Origin of the sequence: Streptomyces sp. NPDC045470, from assembly GCF_040646595.1 — a bacterium.
Lineage (GTDB): Bacteria > Actinomycetota > Actinomycetes > Streptomycetales > Streptomycetaceae > Streptomyces.
This window is the reverse complement of the sequence record NZ_JBEZAN010000010.1, coordinates 70,854-89,148: the sequence shown is the minus strand read 5'-3', so window position 1 is coordinate 89,148 and position 18,295 is coordinate 70,854. Positions and strand designations below refer to the sequence as shown.

Genomic DNA, 18,295 nt, shown 5'->3' with positions numbered 1-18,295 from the left:
TTCGAGCCGGTCCGCAGGCCGTCCGTCATGTCACCTGTCCGGGGGAGTTGGCCGACGCCACGGTTGCCCCCTTCGCCGTACCGCACTGCACTCTTCTTCTGCGCGGGCGGCGTATCGGAGGCGCCCCGGTGCTCTCGGCCAGAAGCCTGTTCCGGAGATTCTCGATCACGACGAGTCCTACCGGCTCTTCTGCTCCGTCGCGGCCAGCGGCGAGGCCCGGGACGGCCGGGAGAACGGGCGGATCGCCGCGCTGATCCCCGCACCGCTACGGGAGCCGGCCCCGAGGCCGCCCGGCACGGTGGTCCTGATGATTGCCCATGACCAGGAGAACCACCTCGCCTACTGCCACGAGGAGCTGCTGCGGCCGGCGGCGCGGGGCCACGGCCCGGCGGTCCGGCGCGCGCTGCGCGACGCGGCGCGCGTCGAGGCCAAGGCCCACCGGGACGTCAGCCTGGCCGTGCTGGACCACATGGGACGCATCCTGGGCCGGCCGCGGCCGAAGTCCGCCCTCCTCGCCGCCGGCATCCGCGCGGTGCACGTCCACGAACGGCTCGCCGGACGGCGCCGGACGGTCTCGCTGCGCCTCCCGGAGCGGCGCGACGCGCTGGGCGGTCCGGCCGCCGCGGCACCCGGGCCCGTCTGAGACGGGCGGCCGCTCAGAGCCAGTCGCGGCGTTTGAAGAGGCGGTACAGCGACAGCTCGATGACCACCATCAGCAGCAGGATGCCGTAGTAGCCCCAGGACCATTTCAGTTCGGGCATGTGCTCGAAGTTCATGCCGTAGACGCCCGCGATCAGCGTCGGTACGGCCGCCAGGGCCGCCCAGGCGGAAATCTTGCGCATGTCGTCGTTCTGGCGCACGCCCATCTGTGCCAGGTGGGCGCTGAGGATGTCGGACAGCAGCCGGTCCAGGCCCTCGACGGACTCGTTGGCGCGGGTGAGGTGGTCACCGACGTCCCGGAAGAACGGCCGCGCCTCGTCGTGCACGAAGGGCACACCGGGGTTCTGCAGCCGCAGCATCGGCTCCACCAGCGGGTTGGTGGCCCGCCGGAACTCCAGCACCTCGCGCTTGAACGCGTAGATCGCGGCGGCGGTGTTGCCGCTGTCCGACCGGGACGGCGCGAACACCTCCGCCTCCAACTCCTCCAGGTCCACCTGGAGTTCCGTGGCCACCTCGATGTAGTGGTCGACCACCGCGTCACTGACCGCGTACAGCACCGCGGTGGGGCCGTGCCGCAGGACGTCCGGTTCGTGCTCCAGGCGGCGGCGTACGGCGGTCAGCGGGCTGGCCGCGCCGTGCCGGACGACCACGACGAAGGAGTCCCCGAGAAAGATCATCAGCTCGCTGGCCGAGACCGAGCCCGCCGCGTCGTCGTAGGCGATCGGTTTGAGCACCACGAACAGGGAGTCGTCGTACACCTCCAGCTTCGGCCGCTGATGGGCCTTGAGCGCGTCCTCCACGGCGAGCGGGTGCAGCCCGAACTCCCTGCTGACATGGTCGAACTCCTCCGTGGTGGGCTCGTGCAGCCCGAGCCACAGGAAGGAGTGACCCTCGGCGCGCGCCGCCTCGAGGGCGTCGGAGAAGTCCTCCGGCCCTTCGGTGCGGCGGCCGTCCTGGTAGATGGCGCAGTCGACGATCACACGGGGAATTGTCACTCGTCGTGCCGCGTCGTGCCAGGAGCCCCCGCCCGCGCACCCGGTGCGGCGGTCCCGTACCCGGTGCGGCGGTCCCGTGTCCGGCCCGCCACCCCGGGAACGTAGGCTGTCTGCCATGCCCACGCTGATCCTGGTGCGGCACGGCCGCTCCACCGCCAACACGTCCGGCCTGCTCGCCGGGCGGATGCCCGGGGTGACCCTCGACGAGCGGGGCGCCGCCCAGGCCGCCGCGCTCCCCGGCCGCCTCGCGGACCTGCCGCTCGCCGCCGTCGTGAGCAGCCCGCTGGAGCGCTGTCTGGAGACCGTGCGGCCGCTCCTGGACGCCCGGCCCGGCCTGCCGCTGCACGTCGAGGACCGCATCAACGAGTGCGACTACGGTGACTGGTCGGGCCGCAAACTGGCCGAACTCAACGACGAGCCGCTGATGGAGGTCGTCCAGCAGCACCCGTCCGCCGCCGCCTTCCCGGGCGGGGAGTCCATGCGCGCCATGCAGGCCCGCGCCGTGGACGCGGTGCGCGACTGGAACGCCCGGATCGAGGCGGAGCACGGCCCCGAGGCCGTCTACGCGATGTGCTCGCACGGCGACATCATCAAGTCCCTCGTCGCCGAGGCCCTCGGTCTGCACTTCGACCTCTTCCAGCGGATCTCGGTCGAGCCCTGTTCGCTGACCGCGATCCGCTGGACCCGGCTGCGGCCCTACCTCGTACGCCTCGGCGACACCGGCCACTTCGGCGGGCTGGCGCCACGGGCGGACGGCAGTACGGCGGCGGACGACCGGGACGCGGCCGTCGGCGGTGGCGCGGGCGGAGCGTGATCAGCGGGCGCAGTAGGGTGGTGCGACGGCGCTGCCCGCCACACCTCCTGCGTTCCGCACCCGGAAGCCACACCCACAGGAACCGCAGCGACCTCAGTGACCCCGCAGTCGAGCAAACGGAGCAGGACGTTGTCCCGTCAGGTGTTCTTCTACGACGCGCCGGACCGCTTCGTGGCCGGTACGGTCGGGCTGCCTGGCCGCCGTAGCTTCTTCCTCCAGGCGACGGCTTCCGGCCGTACCACCAGTGTCGCCCTGGAGAAGACCCAGGTCGCCGCGCTCGCCGAGCGCGTCGACGAGCTGCTGGACGAGGTGGTGCGCCGCAGCGGCGGCAACGCGCCCGTCCCCGCGGTGGCCCCCGCCGAACTGTCCGACACCGCTCCGCTGGAATCGCCGGTCGAGGAGGAGTTCCGGGTCGGCACGATGGCGCTCGCCTGGGACGGCGACGAACAGCGCATGATCATCGAAGCCCAGGCGCTGGTCGAGCTGGAGGCCGACACCGACGAGGATCTCGCCGAGGCCGAGGAGCGGCTGCTCCAGGACGACGAGAACGGGCCGCCGATGCTGCGCGTACGCCTCACCGGCACGATGGCCCGCTCCTTCGCCAAGCGGGCCCTGGAAGTCGTCAACGCGGGGCGCCCGCCCTGCCCGCTGTGCAGCCTGCCGCTCGACCCGGAGGGACACGTATGCCCGCGTCAGAACGGATACCGGCGGGACGCGTGATGCCGGGGGAGGAGACGGTGGCGCCGCGCGGCGGACCGGCCGGCCGGGCGGCGGCGGACCATGTGGCGGGCGGCCGTACGGGTGACGGCCAGGGTGACAGCCCGGACGGCGGCCAGGGCACGGGCCCGGACGGGCAGGCGAACGGCGACGGGAGCGGCGGGGCGAACGGCGGCATATCCGCCCACGCCGCGGGCCGCCCGGGACGGCTGACCGCCGACGCCCTCACCCACGGCGAGCTGACCGTACGCGGACAGGTCCGCGAGGCGTCCAACGCCGTCCTGTACTGCACGATCACCCACGAGGACGTCAGCGGCACCTGCGTCTACAAGCCCGTCGCCGGCGAGCGTCCGCTCTGGGACTTCCCCGACGGCACGCTCGCCCAGCGCGAGGTCGCCGCGTACGAGCTGTCCCGGGCCACCGGCTGGGACCTGGTCCCCACCACCGTGCTGCGCGACGGCCCGTACGGGCAGGGCATGGTCCAGGAGTGGATCGAGGCGGCGCCCGAGGGCGCGGAGCTGCTGGCGCTGGTCGAGGGGGAGGAGCCGGGGCCCGGCTGGAAACCGGTGGGTTTCGCCGAGGTCGGCGGAGGGCGTACGGCACTTCTGGTACACGCCGACGACGAGCGGCTGCGGCGCCTGGCGGTCCTGGACGCCGTGATCAACAACGGCGACCGCAAGGGCGGCCATCTGCTGCCCGCCGACGGGGGCCGGCTCTACGCCATCGACCACGGCGTCACCTTCAACGCCGAGGACAAGCTGCGTACGCTCCTGTGGGGCTGGGCGGGTGAGCCGCTGACCGAGGAGGCCCGCGAGGTGCTGGAGCGGCTCGCCACGGCACTGGGGGAGGGCGCTCCGCTCGCCGCCCGGCTCGCCGGACTGATCACCGCCGCCGAGCTGGCGGCGCTGCGCGCCCGGGTGGCGGACCTGCTGCGCACCGGTGTGCACCCGCGGCCCGGAGGGGACTGGCCGCCGATCCCCTGGCCGCCGGTCTGAGACGCGGTGGCGGCGGCCCGCGGCGCCCGCCAGGGCGCGCCCGAGGGGCGGCCGGGAGCCTGCCGTGGTGCGTCGTAGCAGGCCCGGGGACTTGCCCAGGCCCTGGCGACGGCTCGGCAAGCACAGATCACCCTTCGGCGCAAGAGAGCCTTCTCGGCCAAGATCCGAGGTCCGGTTCGTATGCGGAACGTGCATCCGGTTACGCTCAAGACATGCATGCATGGCCCGCTTCTGAGGTCCCCGCCCTGCCCGGTCAGGGCCGCGACCTGGAGATCCACGACACAGCGACCGGCGGACGGGTGACCCTCGCCCCCGGTCCCGTCGCCCGTATCTACGTCTGCGGCATCACGCCGTACGACGCCACCCACATGGGGCACGCGGCGACCTACAACGCGTTCGACCTGGTTCAGCGCGTGTGGCTCGACACGAAGCGCCAGGTGCACTACGTGCAGAACGTCACCGACGTCGACGACCCCCTCCTGGAGCGGGCCCTGGCCACCGGCGACGACTGGACCGCGCTCGCCGAGCGGGAGACCGCCCTGTTCCGCGAGGACATGACGGCCCTGCGGATGCTCCCGCCGCGCGAGTACGTCGGCGCCGTCGAGGCCATACCGTGGATCGTCCCGATGGTCGAGCGGCTGCGCGACAGCGGCGCCGCCTACGAGCTCGAAGGCGACATCTACTTCTCCGTCGAGGCCGACCGGCACTTCGGCGAGGTCTCCCGGCTCGACGCCGAGGCGATGCGGGTGCTGTCCGCCGAGCGCGGCGGCGACCCGGAACGCCCCGGCAAGAAGAACCCGCTCGACCCGATGCTGTGGATGGCCGCCCGCGACGGCGACCCCAGCTGGGACGGCGCCTCGCTCGGGCGCGGCCGCCCGGGCTGGCACATCGAGTGCGTCGCCATCGCCCTGCAACACCTCGGCATGGGCTTCGACGTGCAGGGCGGCGGCTCCGACCTCGCCTTCCCGCACCACGAGATGGGCGCCTCGCACGCCCAGGCCCTGACCGGCGAGCACCCCTTCGCCCAGGTGTACGTGCACGCCGGCATGGTCGCCCTGAACGGCGAGAAGATGTCCAAGTCCAAGGGCAACCTGGTCTTCGTCTCCCAGGTGCGGCGCGACGGCACGGACCCGGCGGCGATCCGCCTGGCCCTGCTCGCGCACCACTACCGGGCCGACTGGGAGTGGACGGACGCGGTCCTGGACGAGGCCGTGGAGCGGCTGGCGCGCTGGCGTGCCGCGGTCTCCCGCCCGGACGGCCCGTCGGCCGACGCGCTGCTGGAGGAGATCCGTACGGCGCTGGCGGACGACCTGGACTCGCCGGCCGCGCTCGCCGCGGTCGACCGCTGGGCCGCCGCGCAGGCCGCGGACGGCGGCAGCGACGAGGGCGCGCCCGGCCTCGTGTCGCGGGCCGTGGACGCACTGCTCGGCGTCGCCCTGTGACGCGCTGACCAGCCACCGGCGAAACGGTTCGCCGCCTCCCTTCCTTCCGGGGCGTTCCCTCTCACGAGGGAGCGCCCCGCTTCACTTGTGAAGACGTGCCGGTGCGGCGTACGGCGGGCTCCGGGCTGTGCTGGGCTGAGTGGTCCCAGGCACCCCGCAGGAAGGACGCGCACCATGTCACGTTCCCTGTCCCGCCGAAGACTGCTCGCCACCGCCACCGCACTGGGCGCCGGCGCCGCACTCGGGCCCCTGGCCGCACCGGCCCGCGCGGGCGGCCGGTGGCCGACCACGATCCCCCTGCCCGACGGGTTCCGGCCCGAGGGCATCGCCATCGGCCCCGGCCCGTACGCGTACTTCGGCTCCCTGGCCGACGCCTCGGTCTACCGCGCCGACCTGGCCACCGGCCGGGGACGGCTGATCACCGGCAGCCTCGGGACGGGACGGCAGGCCGTCGGCATGCGGACCGACGCCCGGGGACGGCTGTTCGTCGCGGGCGGCCCGGGCGCGCTCCGCGTCGTCGACACCCGCGACGGTGCCGTCCTGGCGGCCTACCGGGCCGGCGACGGGCAGAACTTCGTCAACGACGTCGTCCTCACCCGCGACGCCGCCTACTTCACCGACAGCTTCCGCCCCGAACTCCACGTCCTGCCCCTCGGCAAGAACGGCGAACTGCCCGGCCCCGACGGCCTCCGCACCCTGCCGCTGACCGGCGAATGGGTCCAGGGCGGGGACTTCTCGGCGAACGGCATCGAACGCACCCCGGACGGCACGGCGCTGCTCGTCGTCAACGCCTACGCGGGTGTCCTCTTCCGGGTCGATCCGCGCACCGGCGTCGCCCGCAAGGTGACACACACCGGCCCGCGGCTCGTGAACGGGGACGGGCTGCTGCTCCTGGACCAGGACCTGTACGTCGTGCAGCAGGCCCAGAACGCCGTCGACGTGCTGCGCCTGAACCGCGTCGGGTCGTACGGCCGGGCGATCGCCCGTATCACCGACCCGCGCTTCCAAATACCGACCACCGCTGCCGCCTGGGGGGACCGCGTCTATCTGCCCAACGCGCGCTTCGACGTGGACCCGCCGCTGCCGACCACGACGTACACGGCGGTCGCGGTGGATCGTGTGTGAAGGACCGGCGTTCCGCGGCGGCAGGCGGTGGCCGCCTGCGTCTCAGCGCCTGCCCGGTGCGAAGACGGCCTGTACGAGCCGCTGGGCGACCGGGTTCATCGTCTCGGCCTTGGCGTCGACGGCGTTGACGGAGTACACGAGCGTCCGGCACAGGTTCCGGTCGGCGGCGAAGAGGGTGCTGTAACCCGGGCGGGCACCGCTCTTGCCCCAGAGGATCAGGCCGCCGCCGAGATCCTGGCGTTCGAGTCCGGCGCTCAGCCGGGCGCCCTCGATGTCCGGGACGGTGAACATCTCCGCGTCCAGCAGCGGTTGCGGCACGAGCCTGCCCCGGAACAGCGCGACGAGGAACTTCTCCAGGTCGGCGGTGGTGGAGATCATGTCGCCGGCGGCCCAGCGGTCCGACATGTTCCACTCGGTGGCGTCCACCACCTCGCCGTCCGCCAGGCGCTGGTAGCCCCGGTGGTGCGGGCCGTGGATGCGCGGGTCGGGGCCGTCAGGGAACGAGGTGTGCGTCATGCCGGCCGGACGGAAGATCCGGTTCCGCGCCTGGTGCGCGTACGTGTCGCCGGTGACCTTCTCGATCAGCAGGCCCAGCACGGTGTAATCGATGTTGGCATAGCGCTGCTTCTTGCCCGGCCCCTCGCCCGGCCCCCGGTAGGGACCCTTGGCGACGGACGCCGCGACGACGGCGCGCGGGGTGAGGGTCCGGAAGCGGTTCACGTACCCCTCGGCGTTCTCCGCGCCGAGGGACGCCCCCGGCTGCAGCCCGCTGGTGAAGGTCAGCAACTGCCGTACGGTGATGGGCTCGAAGGCGTCGGTCAGCAGGCCGGGGAGGTAATGCTGCACGGTGCCGTCCAGGTCGAGCTTCCGCTCGGCGGCGAGCTGGAGCACGATCGCCGAGGTGACCGCCTTGGTGGTCGAGCCCGCCCGGAACCGGGCGTTCTCCAGGGGGCCGCGCCCGGTCTTCAAGGAGCGGACCCCGGCGCCGCCGTGCCAGGTCTCCTGCCCGCCCACGCGCACCAGGGCCGCGGTGGTGTCCCGGTCCGGCAGCCCGCGCAGGGCCTGCGCGAGTGCTTCGGTGCCCAGGCTTGTCTGCGGGGTGGACGCGGTCGTGTGCGTGCAGGACGCCCCGGCCGGTGCGGGCGCCGCGGCCGCCGGTACCGCGGTGGCCCCCGTGACGAGCGTGGTGGTCAGGGCGGCGGCCAGGGCTACCGTACGGATGCGGGTGCGCAAGGGGACTCCAAGGGGTGGGCGAGCCGGGGCTCGTTCGTACGAAGACGAAGAGCAGCTTCTCCCGCACGGGCTCACCAAAGATCACCGATGAGGAGGAGCCCGCCCCGGCCGCGCCTTAGGGGACGACCCGGAGGCCGTCCCCGGCGCCGTCAGTCCTCGGAGTCGTCGGCCCGGCCTTCCACCCGGTCGTCCGCCTTGTCGTTCCCTCGGCCGTCTTCCGGTGCCGTGGCGTCCGGCTTCCCGGGCTGCGGTTCCGCGGTGCCCGGGACCCCGGTGTCCGGGCCCGTGGGCTCCGCCGGGCTGCCCGACTCGCCGTTCGGCCCCCTCGTGTCCTTCGGGTCCTTGGGCTCCTTCGCGTCCTTCGGCTCCTTGGGCGCCGGTTTCGGCGGGCGGGTACGGCCGCTCGCCGTGTCGCGCAGGTACGAGCCGTCGCGGCCGTCGGCCACCCCGCCCTCGGTCGCCAGGCCGGGCCCGGCCTGCGGGTCCCGGCGCCGCAGGTAGCGTTCGAACTCCCGGGCGATGGCCTCGCCCGACGCCTCCGGGAGGTCGGCGGTGTCCCGCGCCTCCTCCAGCGACTGGACGTACTCGGCGACCTCGCTGTCCTCCGCCGCCAGCTGGTCCACGCCCAGTTGCCAGGCGCGCGCGTCCTCGCTCAGCTCGCCCAGCGGGATACGCAGGTCGAGCAGGTCCTCCAGGCGGTTGAGCAGGGCCAGGGTCGCCTTCGGGTTCGGCGGCTGCGAGACGTAGTGCGGCACCGCCGCCCACAGGCTGACCGCCGGGACGCCCGCGTGGGTGCACGCCTCCTGGAGGATGCCGACGATGCCGGTGGGGCCCTCGTACCGGGTCTCCTCCAGGTCCATCGTGCGGGCCAGGTCCGGGTCGGAGGTGACCCCGCTGACCGGCACCGGCCGGGTGTGCGGGGTGTCGCCGAGCAGCGCGCCCAGCACCACCAGCATCTCCACGCCCAACTCGTGGGCGAAGCCCAGGATCTCGTTGCAGAACGAGCGCCAGCGCATGCTGGGCTCGATGCCGCGCACCAGCACCAGGTCGCGCGGCTTGCCCTTGCCGTTCGCGTCGGCGATCCGCACGACGGAGAGCCGCGTCGTGGGCCACGTGATCTTGCGGACGCCGCCGTCCAGCCAGACCGTCGGACGGTTGACCTGGAAGTCGTAGTAGTCCTCCGCGTCCAGCGCGGCGAACACCTCCCCCTTCCACTCCCGGTCCAGGTGCGCGACCGCGGCGGAGGCGGCGTCGCCGGCGTCGTTCCAGCCCTCGAACGCGGCCACCATGACCGGGTCGATCAGCTCGGGAACTCCGTCGAGCTCGATCACCCAGCGCCTCCTTCCGACCGGCGCCGCCTCCTCGGGGCGGCCACCGGCAGCAGTTCCATTGCGTGCGCCCCCAGCCTACGGCGTCCGTGGGACCCCGACGCAGCCCCTGTGCACGAACGAGTGTGCATACATCCGACGTGTTCGGATTCCGTCCGGCCCGCCTCCCGCCCGCCCCCCCAGCGGCCGGCCGGACCCCGCCCCGCGTCCGGGTCCGGACAGCGGCGGGCAACTCCGCCGCGCCCTCTGGACGGTGGTGGGAAGCGGCGCTATACATCGGAGGTCCGGGAAAGGTCCGATGTCCGCCCGCACCTCGCCGGAGGCGTACGCATGGCCGTCACCGCACCCGCGCCCGTCACGGAGGTCGAGGTCCACGACGTCCGCTTCCCCACCTCGCGGCGGCGCGAGGGCTCGGACGCCATGAACCCGGACCCCGACTACTCCGCCGCCTACGTCCTCCTGCACACCGCCGACGGCGGCCGGGGGCACGGCCTGTGCTTCACCCTCGGCCGCGGCAACGACCTCGCCGCCGCCGCGATCCGCGCCCTCGCACCGTCCGTGACCGGCCGCCCGGCCCCCGCGACAGCCGCCGGTCTGGCCGCCCTGCACCGCGACCTGACCCACGACTCGCAGCTCCGCTGGCTCGGCCCGGAGAAGGGCGTGACGCACATGGCGGCCGGGGCGCTCGTCAACGCCGCCTGGGACCTGGCCGCCACCCGCGCCGGCCTGCCGCTGTGGGCGTACCTGGCCGCCATGTCGCCCGAGGAGCTGGTCTCCCTCGTCGACTTCCGCTACCTCACCGACGCGCTGACCCCGGACGAGGCGCTGGCCGTCCTGCGGACCGCCGCACCCGGCCGCGAGGAACGCGCCGCCCGGCTCCGCGCCGAGGGCTACCCCGCGTACGCCACCTCGCCCGGCTGGCTCGGCCACGACGACGCCACGCTCGTACGGCTGGCCGAGCGGGCGGTGGCCGACGGGTTCGGGCAGATCAAACTCAAGGTGGGCGCCGACCTCGACGACGACCTGCGGCGGCTGCGGCTGGTGCGGGAGGCCGTCGGGCCCGCGGTGCGCATCGCGGTCGACGCCAACCAGCGCTGGGACGTGGCCGACGCGGTGCGCTGGATGACCGCGCTCGCGCCGTACCGGCCGTACTGGATCGAGGAGCCGACCAGCCCCGACGACATCCTCGGGCACGCCGCCGTGCGGGCCGGCCAGCCGGTCAAGGTCGCCACCGGGGAGCACGCCGCCAACCGCGTCGTCTTCAAGCAGTTGCTCCAGGCCCGGGCGGTGGACTTCGTCCAGATCGACGCGGCCCGGGTGGCGGGCGTCAACGAGAACCTGGCGATCCTGCTGCTCGCCGCCAAGTACGGCGTGCCGGTGTGCCCGCACGCGGGCGGGGTCGGGCTGTGCGAACTGGTGCAGCACCTGGCGATGTTCGACTACGTGGCGGTGTCCGGGAGCCTGGAGGACCGGGCGATCGAGTACGTCGACCACCTCCACGAGCACTTCACCGACCCGGCCGTCGTCGAGGGCGGCCGCTACCGGGCGCCCACGGCCCCCGGTTTCTCGGCCCGGATGAAAACCGCCTCGGTCGCCGCACACCGCTTCCCGGACGGGCCGGTGTGGCGGACCGGGGGACAGGAGGCCGCGGAATGAGCGGCGCCGTCGGACCGCACGCATCCCCGGCCCCTACGGAAGGACGCGACTTCGCCGGCATGGCGGCGATCGTCACCGGCGGCGCATCCGGGATCGGCGCCGCCACCGCCGCCCTGCTGCTGCGCCGCGGCGCCCGCGTCGCCGTACTGGACCGCGACCCGGCCGGGGCTCCGCCCGGCACCGTGCCCGTCACGGCCGACGTGACCGACGACGCCGCCGTGCGGGCAGCCGTCGCGGCGGCGGTTGACGCGCTGGGCGGAGCGCTGGACACCCTCGTCGGCAACGCGGGCATCGGCGCTGTCGGCACGGTGGAGGACAACCCCGACGAGGAGTGGCGGCACGTCCTCGACGTCAACCTCCTGGGGCTGGTGCGCACCGCGCGGGCCGCCCTGCCGCACCTGCGGCGCACGGCCGCCGCCCGCCCCGGACGAGCCTCGATCACCCACACCTGCTCCATCGCCGCCACGGCCGGACTGCCGCAGCGCGCCCTGTACGGCGCCAGCAAGGGAGCCGTGCTCTCCCTCACCCTCGCCATGGCCGCCGACCACGTCCGCGAGGGCATCCGCGTCAACTGCGTCAACCCCGGAACGGCCGACACCCCCTGGATCGGGCGGCTGCTGGACCAGGCCCCCGACCCGGCGGCCGAGCGGGCCGCGCTCCACGCCCGGCAGCCGACCGGCCGGATGGTCACCGCGGACGAAGTGGCCGCGGCCATCGTCCATTTGGCGTCCCCGGCCGCCTCCGGTATCACCGGCGCCTCCCTCGCGGTGGACGGCGGGATGCAGGGACTGCGCCTGCGCCCCTCCCCCTGAGCCGCAGCGGAGGAACGCGAGCGGGCCCGCGCGGTACGGCCGTACACCTCGACCAAGGACGGGACCATGAGACTGCGTACGACCGGCGCGGCAGCCTGTGCCGTACTGCTCGCCGCCGCGCTCACCGGCTGCAACCGGGGCAGCGACGCCCGGGGCCGGATCGGCATCGACCTGCCGCGCACGGACACCGACTTCTGGGTCTCCTACCAGGAGCACCTGGAGCGCGAGCTGGCCGCGGGGAAGATCAGGGCGCTGCCGCTGTCCAACTCCCAGAACGACATCGCCAAGGTCGTCTCCAACGTGCAGGCCCTGACCGGACAGGGCGCCGAAGCGGTCGTGATCGCCCCGCAGGACACCGGCGCGATCACCGCCGAACTGCACCGCCTCGCCGCGAAGAAGATCCCGGTGGTCAGCGTCGACACCCGGCCGGACGAGGGCGCCGTCCACATGGTCGTACGGGCCGACAACCGCGCGTACGGGCAGAAGTCCTGCGACTACCTGGGCCGGGCACTGGGCGGCCGGGGCCGGGTCGCCGAACTCCAGGGCGACCTCGGCTCCGTCAACGGCCGGGACCGCTCCGAGGCGTTCGCGGCCTGCATGCGGCGGAAGTACCCCGGGATCACCGTGCACGAGCTGCCCACCGACTGGAAGGGCGAGGTCGCCTCCGCCAAGCTGCAGAGCCTGCTGGCCCAGCACCCGGACACCGACGGCATCTACCTCCAGGCCGGCGGTGCCTTCCTCCGGCCCGTCCTGTCCCTCCTCGAACAGAAGGGACTGCTGAAACCGGCCGGTACCGCCGGGCACATCACCGTCGTCTCCAACGACGGCATCCCCGAGGAGCTGGCCGCGATCCGGGCGGGGACGATCGACGCCACGCTCTCCCAGCCCGCCGACCTCTACGCGAAGTACGCGCTGTACTACGCCCGCGCCGGCCTGGAAGGCCGGACGTTCCGGCCCGGCCCCACCGGCCACGGCTCGCGGATCGTCAAGATCCCGAACGGCCTGGAGGACCAGCTCCCGGCCCCGCTCGTGACCCGGGCCAATGTGGACGACCCGAAGCTGTGGGCCAATCGGCAGGCAGAGAGGTAGGGCGGTGGCGGCCGTGCGGAACGCGACGGAGGAGACGGCGGCGGGAGGGCCGCCCGCCGTACACGCCGAGGGCATCGTCAAACGCTACGGCCCGACCGTGGCCCTCGACGGCGCCACACTGACCGTACGGCGCGGCGAGGCGCACGCCCTCGTCGGCCGCAACGGCGCCGGCAAGTCCACCCTGGTGTCCGTCCTCACCGGCCTGGTACGGCCGGACGCCGGACAGATCACCTTCGACGGCGCCCCGGCACCCCGCTGGGGCGACACCGCCGCCTGGCGGCGCCGGGCCGCCTGCGTCCACCAGCGGCCGATGACCGTCCCGGAGCTGACCGTCGCAGAGAACCTCCACCTCGGCCGGTTCCCGCACGGCCGCGTCATCCGGTGGCGGGCCCTGCGCGCACGGGCCGCCCGCCTGCTGGCCGAGTACGGCGTCGACGCCGACCCCGCGGCCCGGATGCAGGACCTCGGCGTCGAACAGCGGCAGTTCGTCGAGATCGCCCGCGCGCTGTCCGACGGCGCCCGCCTGATCATCCTCGACGAGCCCACCGCCCGGCTCGACGCGGGCGGCATCGCGCGCCTCTTCACCAAGCTGCACGCCCTGCGCGCCACCGGTGCCGCGTTCCTGTTCATCTCGCACCACCTGCACGAGGTGTACGACCTGTGCGACACCGTCACCGTCCTGCGCGACGCCCGCCCGGTGCTCACCGCCCCCGTGGCCGGGCTGGCCCAGGACGACCTGGTGGCGGCGATGACGGGAGAACGGGCGGCGCCGCCCGGCCCTCCGGCGCGCTCCGCCCGGCGGGCGGCGGGGCAGCCGGTGCTGCGCGCCGAAGGGCTGGCCCTGCGCGGCGCGTTCACGCCCCTGGACCTGACCGTACGGGCGGGCGAGGTGGTCGGACTGGCCGGGGCGGCGGCCGGCGGCACCACCGCCATCGGTGAGACCCTGGCCGGGGTGCGGACACCGGACCGCGGAAGGATCGAGGTGCGCGGACGGCCGGTACGGGCCGGCAGCGTGCGGCACGCGGTCGAGGCCGGCATCGGGTACGTCCCGGAGGACCGGCACCGCGACGGGCTGGTCCCCGGCCGCAGCGTCGCCGAGAACACGACCCTGGCCGTCACCGACCGGCTCGGCCCGCTCGGCACCGTGCTGCCCTCCCGGACCCGCGCCGTCGCCCGGCGCATGATCGCCGCCCTGGACATCCGGACGGACGGCCCCGGGCAGCCGGTGTCCGGACTCTCCGGAGGCAACCAGCAGAAGGTCGTCGTCGCCCGGGCGCTGGCCCGCGACCCCGCCGTCCTGGTCGCGGTCCGGCCCACCAACGGGGTCGACGTGAAGTCCAGGGAAGCGCTGCTGGGCGTCGTACGGGAGGTGGCCGCGGCGGGCAGCGGCGTACTGATCGTCTCGGACGAACCGGCCGACCTGCGGATCTGCGACCGGGTGCTGGCGCTGTACCGCGGGCGGGTGGTCGCCCGGTTCGGGCGCGGCTGGGCGGAGCGGGAGCTGGTGGCGGCGATGGAGGGGGTGGCGGCCGCGGAGGGCCCGGGCGGCGCGCGGGGCCCGGCCGCGCCCACCGGCGCGGAAGGAGACACCGGACCATGACCGGCACCGCACAGCGGCGGACCACCGGCCGGGCGGGCGCGCTCGCCGCCGCCCGCCGCCCGCTCCCCGCGCTCGCCCGCCGGCGGGACGTCTCCCTGGTCCCGGTGATCTTCGTCCTCGGCGTCGTCGGCTTCGTCGTCTCGCCCGCCTTCCTCACCCGGGACAACCTGATCGGCGTCGTCCAGCAGTCCACCGAACTCGGCCTGCTCGTCCTCGGCGAGGCACTGATCCTGATCAGCGGCCGGATGGACCTGTCGCTGGAATCGACCATCGGCCTGGCGCCGGTCGCCGCCCTGTGGCTCGTGACGCCCGCGCACGGCGGGCGCTTCCAGGGCCTGGAACTGCTCCCCGCCTGGACGGCCGGGCCCCTCTGCCTGGCCGTGGGCGCCGCGATCGGCGCGGCCAACGGATTCCTCGTGCTGAAGCTGCGCGTCAACGGCTTCATCGCCACCCTCGGCATGCTGACCATGCTGCGCGGCCTGCACCTCGGCCTCTCCGAAGGCCGGTCGATCGGCGACGTCCCGGGCTCCTTCGCCTACCTCGGCAAGGCCGTCTGGCTGGGCGTCCCGGCCGCCGTCTGGCTCTGCCTGGCGCTGTTCGGGCTCGGCGGCGCGGCCCTCGGGTACCTGCGGCACGGCCGCGCGCTGTACGCGATCGGCGGCAACCCGGAGGCCGCGCGCTCGGCCGGCATCCGCGTCGACCGGATCACCTGGGCCGTCCTCGCCGTCGGCGGACTGCTGGCCGCCTTCGCGGGCATCCTCTACACCGGCCACTACGGCGCCGTCTCCGCCAGTCAGGGCAACGGCTGGATCTTCCAGGTCTTCGCCGCCGCCGTCATCGGCGGCATCAGCCTCAAGGGCGGCCGCGGCACCCTCTTCGGCGCGCTCACCGGCGTACTGACCCTCCAGCTCGTCATCAACGTCATGACGCTGGGCGGGGTACCACCTCTGTGGACGCAGTTCCTGAACGGCCTGATCATCATCATCGCGCTGGTCGTCTCCCGCTTCACCGGCGGAGAGCAACAGGACTGAGACGCGTAATCGCATCGCAGCACCGCATCGCAGGACGAGAAGCAGGACCGACGAGCAGGACCGACGACCGGGACCAAGGAGGCCGACATGCCGTACATTCCGCACGGCCGACGGCGGCTGGGCCGTACGGACGTGACCGTACCGCCCCTCGGACTGGGCTGCGCGCCCCTCGGCAATCTCTACCGGCCCCTCACCGAGGACCGCGCCCAGCAGACCGTACGCGCCGCCCTCGACACCGGCGTCCGCCACTTCGACACCGCGCCGCACTACGGACTCGGCCTGTCCGAGGAGCGCCTCGGCCGCGCGCTGGCCGGGCGGGACCGCGCCTCGTACGTCCTGTCCACCAAGGTCGGCCTGCGGCTGCGGCCTCTCGCGCCGGGCGAGGCGGTGGACGGCCAGGGCTACACCGCCACCCCGCCGCGCGCCCGCGTACGGGACTTCACCCGCGACGGCATCCGCCGCACGCTCGACGCCTCCCTGGAACGGCTCGGCGTCCCCGCCGTCGACATCGTCTACCTGCACGACGTCGAAGGTCACGCCGCCGAGGTGTACGCGTCCGGCTTCCCCGCCCTCGCCGAACTGCGCGCGCAGGGCGTGGTCGGCGCCATCGGCTTCGGCATGAACCACAGCGGTCCGCTGGCCCGGTTCGTCGCCGACCTCGACGTGGACGTGGTGCTGTGCGCCGGGCGCTGGACCCTGCTCGACCGCACGGCCTTCGACGACCTGCTGCCGGTCTGCGGACGCCGCGGCACGTCGGTCGTCGTCGGCGGCGTCTACAATTCGGGGCTGCTGGCCGACCCGTCGCCCGGCGCGCCGTACGACTACGCGCCGGCCCCCGCCGAGCTGGTGGAGCGGGCGCGGCGGCTCGGCGCCGTGTGCGCGGAGTTCGGCGTCCCCCTCAAGGCGGCGGCCCTGCGCTTCCCCTTCGGCCACCCCGCCGTGGCAGGAGCCCTGGTCGGCGCCGCGTCACCGGAGGAGGCCCGGGAGAACGCCGAACTCTTCACGTACGACATCCCCGACGCCCTCTGGCACGCCCTCACCGACCGCGGCCTGCTCGCCCCCGGCCTGCCCCTGCCCACCACCGACCCCGGAGCCCACCCGTGACGGACCGCGCCGCCCGGCCCGTGGGGCCGCCCGCGACCGCCCCTGCCGCCCGGCCCGTTCGGCCGCCCCCGGCCGGCCGCGTCGACGCGCACCACCACCTCTGGGACCTGTCCCGCCGCCCGCAGCCCTGGATGGCCGGCGCCTGGGCCGACCCGATCCGCCGTACGTACACCCTCGACGACCTGGCCCCCCACCTCGCCGCCCACCGTATCGACGGCACCGTCCTGGTCCAGTCCTCGGCCTCCGCCGCCGAGACCGCCGAACTCCTCGCGCTCGCGGCCCGCTCACCCGCCGTACGGGGCGTCGTCGGCTGGGCCGACCTCACCGATCCCGGGCTGCCGGACCTCCTGGCGGCGATGCCCCCGCACTTGGCCGGCCTCCGCCATCAGGTGCAGGACGAGCCCGACCCCGACTGGCTGGCCCGGCCCGCCGTACGACGCGGGCTGGCCGCCGTCGCGGACGCCGGACTCGTCTACGACCTCCTGATCACCCGGCACCAACTGCCCGCCGCGACCGCCACCGCCCGCGCGCTCCCCGACCTCCGCCTGGTCCTCGACCATGCCGCCAAACCCGCGATCGCGGAGCAGTCGTGGCAGCCGTGGGCCGACGACCTGGCAGCACTGGCCCAGTCGCCGAACACCACGTGCAAGCTCTCCGGCCTGGTCACCGAAGCCGCCTGGTCGACCTGGCGCCCTGTCGACATCACCCCGTACGCCCGGCACGTCCTGGACACCTTCGGCCCGCACCGCGTCCTGTTCGGCTCCGACTGGCCGGTCTGCACCCTGGCCGCCGGCTACACCGACGTCGTCACCCTCGCCGAGACGGCCACCGCCCACCTGTCTCCGGACGAACGGGCGGCGGTCTTCGGGGGGAACGCGGGCCGGGTGTACGGGGCGTGACCGAGCGGCGGCGGGAGCCGTTCAGCGGCTGGACACCACCCGACGCGACTCGCCGGGCCCGGGGAGCGGCCCTCCTCACAGCGTGGAGCGCAGCCACTGCTCGACGCTGGCGATGTGCACCGTCGCCCAGGCCCGCGCCGCCTCCGCGTCCCGGTCGCGGAGGGCGCCGAGGATCGCCCGGTGCTCGGTGAGCGTACGGCTCACGGCGTCCTTCTGCGTCAGCCCGCGCCAGACCCGGGCCCGGGTCGTCGGCCCGGACAGGCCGTCGAGCAGGGAGCACAGCACCGAGTTGCCGGCGGTGGCCACGATCCGCCGGTGGAACTCCAGGTCGCAGGCGACCAGGCCCTCCACCGGCGGATGCGGGCCGAGCGCGTCCACCTGGCGTTCCAGGTCGTCCAGTTCGGCGGGGTGGATGCGGCCGGCCGCCATCGCGGTGGCGGCCGGCTCCAGGATCCGGCGGACGGCCAGGAACTCCAGGACCGTGTCGTCGCGGTGGAAGTCCACCACGAAGCTCAGCGCTTCGAGGAGGAGCTGCGGGTCCAGGCTGGTGACGTAGGTGCCGTCGCCCTGGCGGACGTCCAGGATGCGGATCAGCGACAGGGCCCGTACCGCCTCGCGCAGCGAGTTGCGGGACAGGCCCAGGTCCGCGGCGAGTTCACTCTCCTTGGGCAGCCGGTCGCCCGGCCGCAGCGCACCGGAGACGATCATCGCCTTGATCTTCTCTATGGCCTCGTCCGTGACCGCCATGTCCGCAGCCTCCCCGCTCGCCCACTGCCGCCGGATGCCCGCATACAT

The 18,295-nt window shown here is 74.2% G+C and carries 16 protein-coding genes and 1 pseudogene; 13 read left to right on the top strand and 4 right to left on the bottom strand.

From position 1 onward, the window contains the following. Positions 1-128 precede the first annotated feature (128 nt). Positions 129-643 (top strand): annotated as a pseudogene (locus tag AB0A97_RS25615) (hypothetical protein). A gap of 13 nt (positions 644-656) precedes the next feature. Here the strand turns inward: AB0A97_RS25615 and corA are convergent. Continuing rightward, positions 657-1,640 carry a magnesium/cobalt transporter CorA gene (corA, locus tag AB0A97_RS25610; protein WP_361154167.1) on the bottom strand — a complete coding sequence of 328 codons (984 nt, stop codon included), beginning with the start codon at positions 1,638-1,640 and terminating at the stop codon, positions 657-659. 130 nt (positions 1,641-1,770) lie between these two features. Between corA and AB0A97_RS25605 the strand changes: the two genes are divergently transcribed. The 5 genes from AB0A97_RS25605 to AB0A97_RS25585 all read left to right on the top strand — a co-directional run bounded on the left by AB0A97_RS25605 (position 1,771) and on the right by AB0A97_RS25585 (position 6,748). Then, complete coding sequence (locus AB0A97_RS25605) at positions 1,771-2,469, top strand: histidine phosphatase family protein (RefSeq protein ID WP_361154165.1); 699 nt, start codon at positions 1,771-1,773, stop codon at positions 2,467-2,469. A gap of 129 nt (positions 2,470-2,598) precedes the next feature. Beyond that, the gene (locus AB0A97_RS25600) at positions 2,599-3,189 is read left to right on the top strand and encodes a DUF3090 domain-containing protein (protein WP_078624393.1); all 591 of its coding nucleotides are present in this window, start codon (positions 2,599-2,601) and stop codon (positions 3,187-3,189) included. Further along, entirely contained in the window at positions 3,189-4,181 is a 993-nt protein-coding gene (locus AB0A97_RS25595; RefSeq protein ID WP_361154584.1) for an SCO1664 family protein, read from the top strand. The genes AB0A97_RS25600 and AB0A97_RS25595 overlap by 1 nt, the downstream gene beginning before the upstream one ends. Positions 4,182-4,393: 212 nt before the next feature. Further along, positions 4,394-5,623: a cysteine--1-D-myo-inosityl 2-amino-2-deoxy-alpha-D-glucopyranoside ligase gene (gene mshC / locus AB0A97_RS25590; RefSeq protein WP_361154161.1), complete on the top strand. Its 1,230-nt coding sequence runs from the start codon at positions 4,394-4,396 to the stop codon at positions 5,621-5,623. A gap of 174 nt (positions 5,624-5,797) precedes the next feature. Continuing rightward, positions 5,798-6,748, top strand: a complete 951-nt coding sequence (locus AB0A97_RS25585) for a superoxide dismutase (RefSeq protein ID WP_361154158.1) — start codon at positions 5,798-5,800, stop codon at positions 6,746-6,748. 42 nt (positions 6,749-6,790) lie between these two features. Here AB0A97_RS25585 and AB0A97_RS25580 read toward each other — a convergent pair whose 3' ends face one another. Continuing rightward, the gene (locus AB0A97_RS25580; RefSeq protein ID WP_361154155.1) at positions 6,791-7,981 is read right to left on the bottom strand and encodes a serine hydrolase domain-containing protein; all 1,191 of its coding nucleotides are present in this window, start codon (positions 7,979-7,981) and stop codon (positions 6,791-6,793) included. A 149-nt stretch (positions 7,982-8,130) separates the two neighbouring features. Further along, positions 8,131-9,312, bottom strand: a complete 1,182-nt coding sequence (locus tag AB0A97_RS25575) for a PAC2 family protein (protein WP_361154152.1) — start codon at positions 9,310-9,312, stop codon at positions 8,131-8,133. Between the two features lie 327 nt (positions 9,313-9,639). On the opposite strand from AB0A97_RS25575, the gene AB0A97_RS25570 reads away from it, so the two are divergent. The 7 genes from AB0A97_RS25570 to AB0A97_RS25540 all read left to right on the top strand — a co-directional run bounded on the left by AB0A97_RS25570 (position 9,640) and on the right by AB0A97_RS25540 (position 17,500). Continuing rightward, complete coding sequence (locus AB0A97_RS25570; protein ID WP_361154150.1) at positions 9,640-10,965, top strand: enolase C-terminal domain-like protein; 1,326 nt, start codon at positions 9,640-9,642, stop codon at positions 10,963-10,965. After that, on the top strand, positions 10,962-11,777 hold the full coding sequence (locus AB0A97_RS25565) for an SDR family oxidoreductase (protein ID WP_361154147.1): 816 nt from the start codon (positions 10,962-10,964) through the stop codon (positions 11,775-11,777). Before AB0A97_RS25570 ends, AB0A97_RS25565 begins: the two co-directional genes overlap by 4 nt. Before the next feature lie 66 nt (positions 11,778-11,843). Further along, positions 11,844-12,866 carry a sugar ABC transporter substrate-binding protein gene (locus AB0A97_RS25560; RefSeq protein WP_361154144.1) on the top strand — a complete coding sequence of 341 codons (1,023 nt, stop codon included), beginning with the start codon at positions 11,844-11,846 and terminating at the stop codon, positions 12,864-12,866. Between the two features lie 13 nt (positions 12,867-12,879). Beyond that, positions 12,880-14,466 (top strand): sugar ABC transporter ATP-binding protein, encoded by a 1,587-nt coding sequence (locus AB0A97_RS25555; RefSeq protein ID WP_361154141.1) that lies wholly within the window; start codon positions 12,880-12,882, stop codon positions 14,464-14,466. Beyond that, positions 14,463-15,497, top strand: coding sequence for an ABC transporter permease (locus AB0A97_RS25550; RefSeq protein WP_361154139.1), 1,035 nt, complete (start codon positions 14,463-14,465; stop codon positions 15,495-15,497). Before AB0A97_RS25555 ends, AB0A97_RS25550 begins: the two co-directional genes overlap by 4 nt. An 87-nt stretch (positions 15,498-15,584) precedes the next feature. Continuing rightward, a complete protein-coding gene (locus AB0A97_RS25545; protein ID WP_361154136.1) occupies positions 15,585-16,601 on the top strand; it encodes an aldo/keto reductase in 1,017 nt (338 codons plus the stop codon). 20 nt (positions 16,602-16,621) lie between these two features. After that, positions 16,622-17,500, top strand: a complete 879-nt coding sequence (locus tag AB0A97_RS25540; protein WP_361154581.1) for an amidohydrolase family protein — start codon at positions 16,622-16,624, stop codon at positions 17,498-17,500. Positions 17,501-17,575: 75 nt separating this feature from the next. On the opposite strand, the gene AB0A97_RS25535 is transcribed toward AB0A97_RS25540, so the two are convergent. Further along, on the bottom strand, positions 17,576-18,247 hold the full coding sequence (locus AB0A97_RS25535) for a FadR/GntR family transcriptional regulator (RefSeq protein ID WP_361154133.1): 672 nt from the start codon (positions 18,245-18,247) through the stop codon (positions 17,576-17,578). Between the last annotated feature and the right edge of the window lie 48 nt (positions 18,248-18,295).

Coding starts and splice junctions, on each gene's coding strand:
- AB0A97_RS25560 (WP_361154144.1), top strand. CDS start 11,844: ATGAGACTGCGTACGACCGGCGCGGCAGCCTGTGCCGTACTGCTCGCC.
- AB0A97_RS25585 (WP_361154158.1), top strand. CDS start 5,798: ATGTCACGTTCCCTGTCCCGCCGAAGACTGCTCGCCACCGCCACCGCA.
- AB0A97_RS25605 (WP_361154165.1), top strand. CDS start 1,771: ATGCCCACGCTGATCCTGGTGCGGCACGGCCGCTCCACCGCCAACACG.
- AB0A97_RS25550 (WP_361154139.1), top strand. CDS start 14,463: ATGACCGGCACCGCACAGCGGCGGACCACCGGCCGGGCGGGCGCGCTC.
- AB0A97_RS25570 (WP_361154150.1), top strand. CDS start 9,640: ATGGCCGTCACCGCACCCGCGCCCGTCACGGAGGTCGAGGTCCACGAC.
- mshC (WP_361154161.1), top strand. CDS start 4,394: ATGCATGCATGGCCCGCTTCTGAGGTCCCCGCCCTGCCCGGTCAGGGC.
- AB0A97_RS25595 (WP_361154584.1), top strand. CDS start 3,189: ATGCCGGGGGAGGAGACGGTGGCGCCGCGCGGCGGACCGGCCGGCCGG.
- AB0A97_RS25545 (WP_361154136.1), top strand. CDS start 15,585: ATGCCGTACATTCCGCACGGCCGACGGCGGCTGGGCCGTACGGACGTG.
- AB0A97_RS25535 (WP_361154133.1), bottom strand. CDS start 18,247: ATGGCGGTCACGGACGAGGCCATAGAGAAGATCAAGGCGATGATCGTC.
- AB0A97_RS25565 (WP_361154147.1), top strand. CDS start 10,962: ATGAGCGGCGCCGTCGGACCGCACGCATCCCCGGCCCCTACGGAAGGA.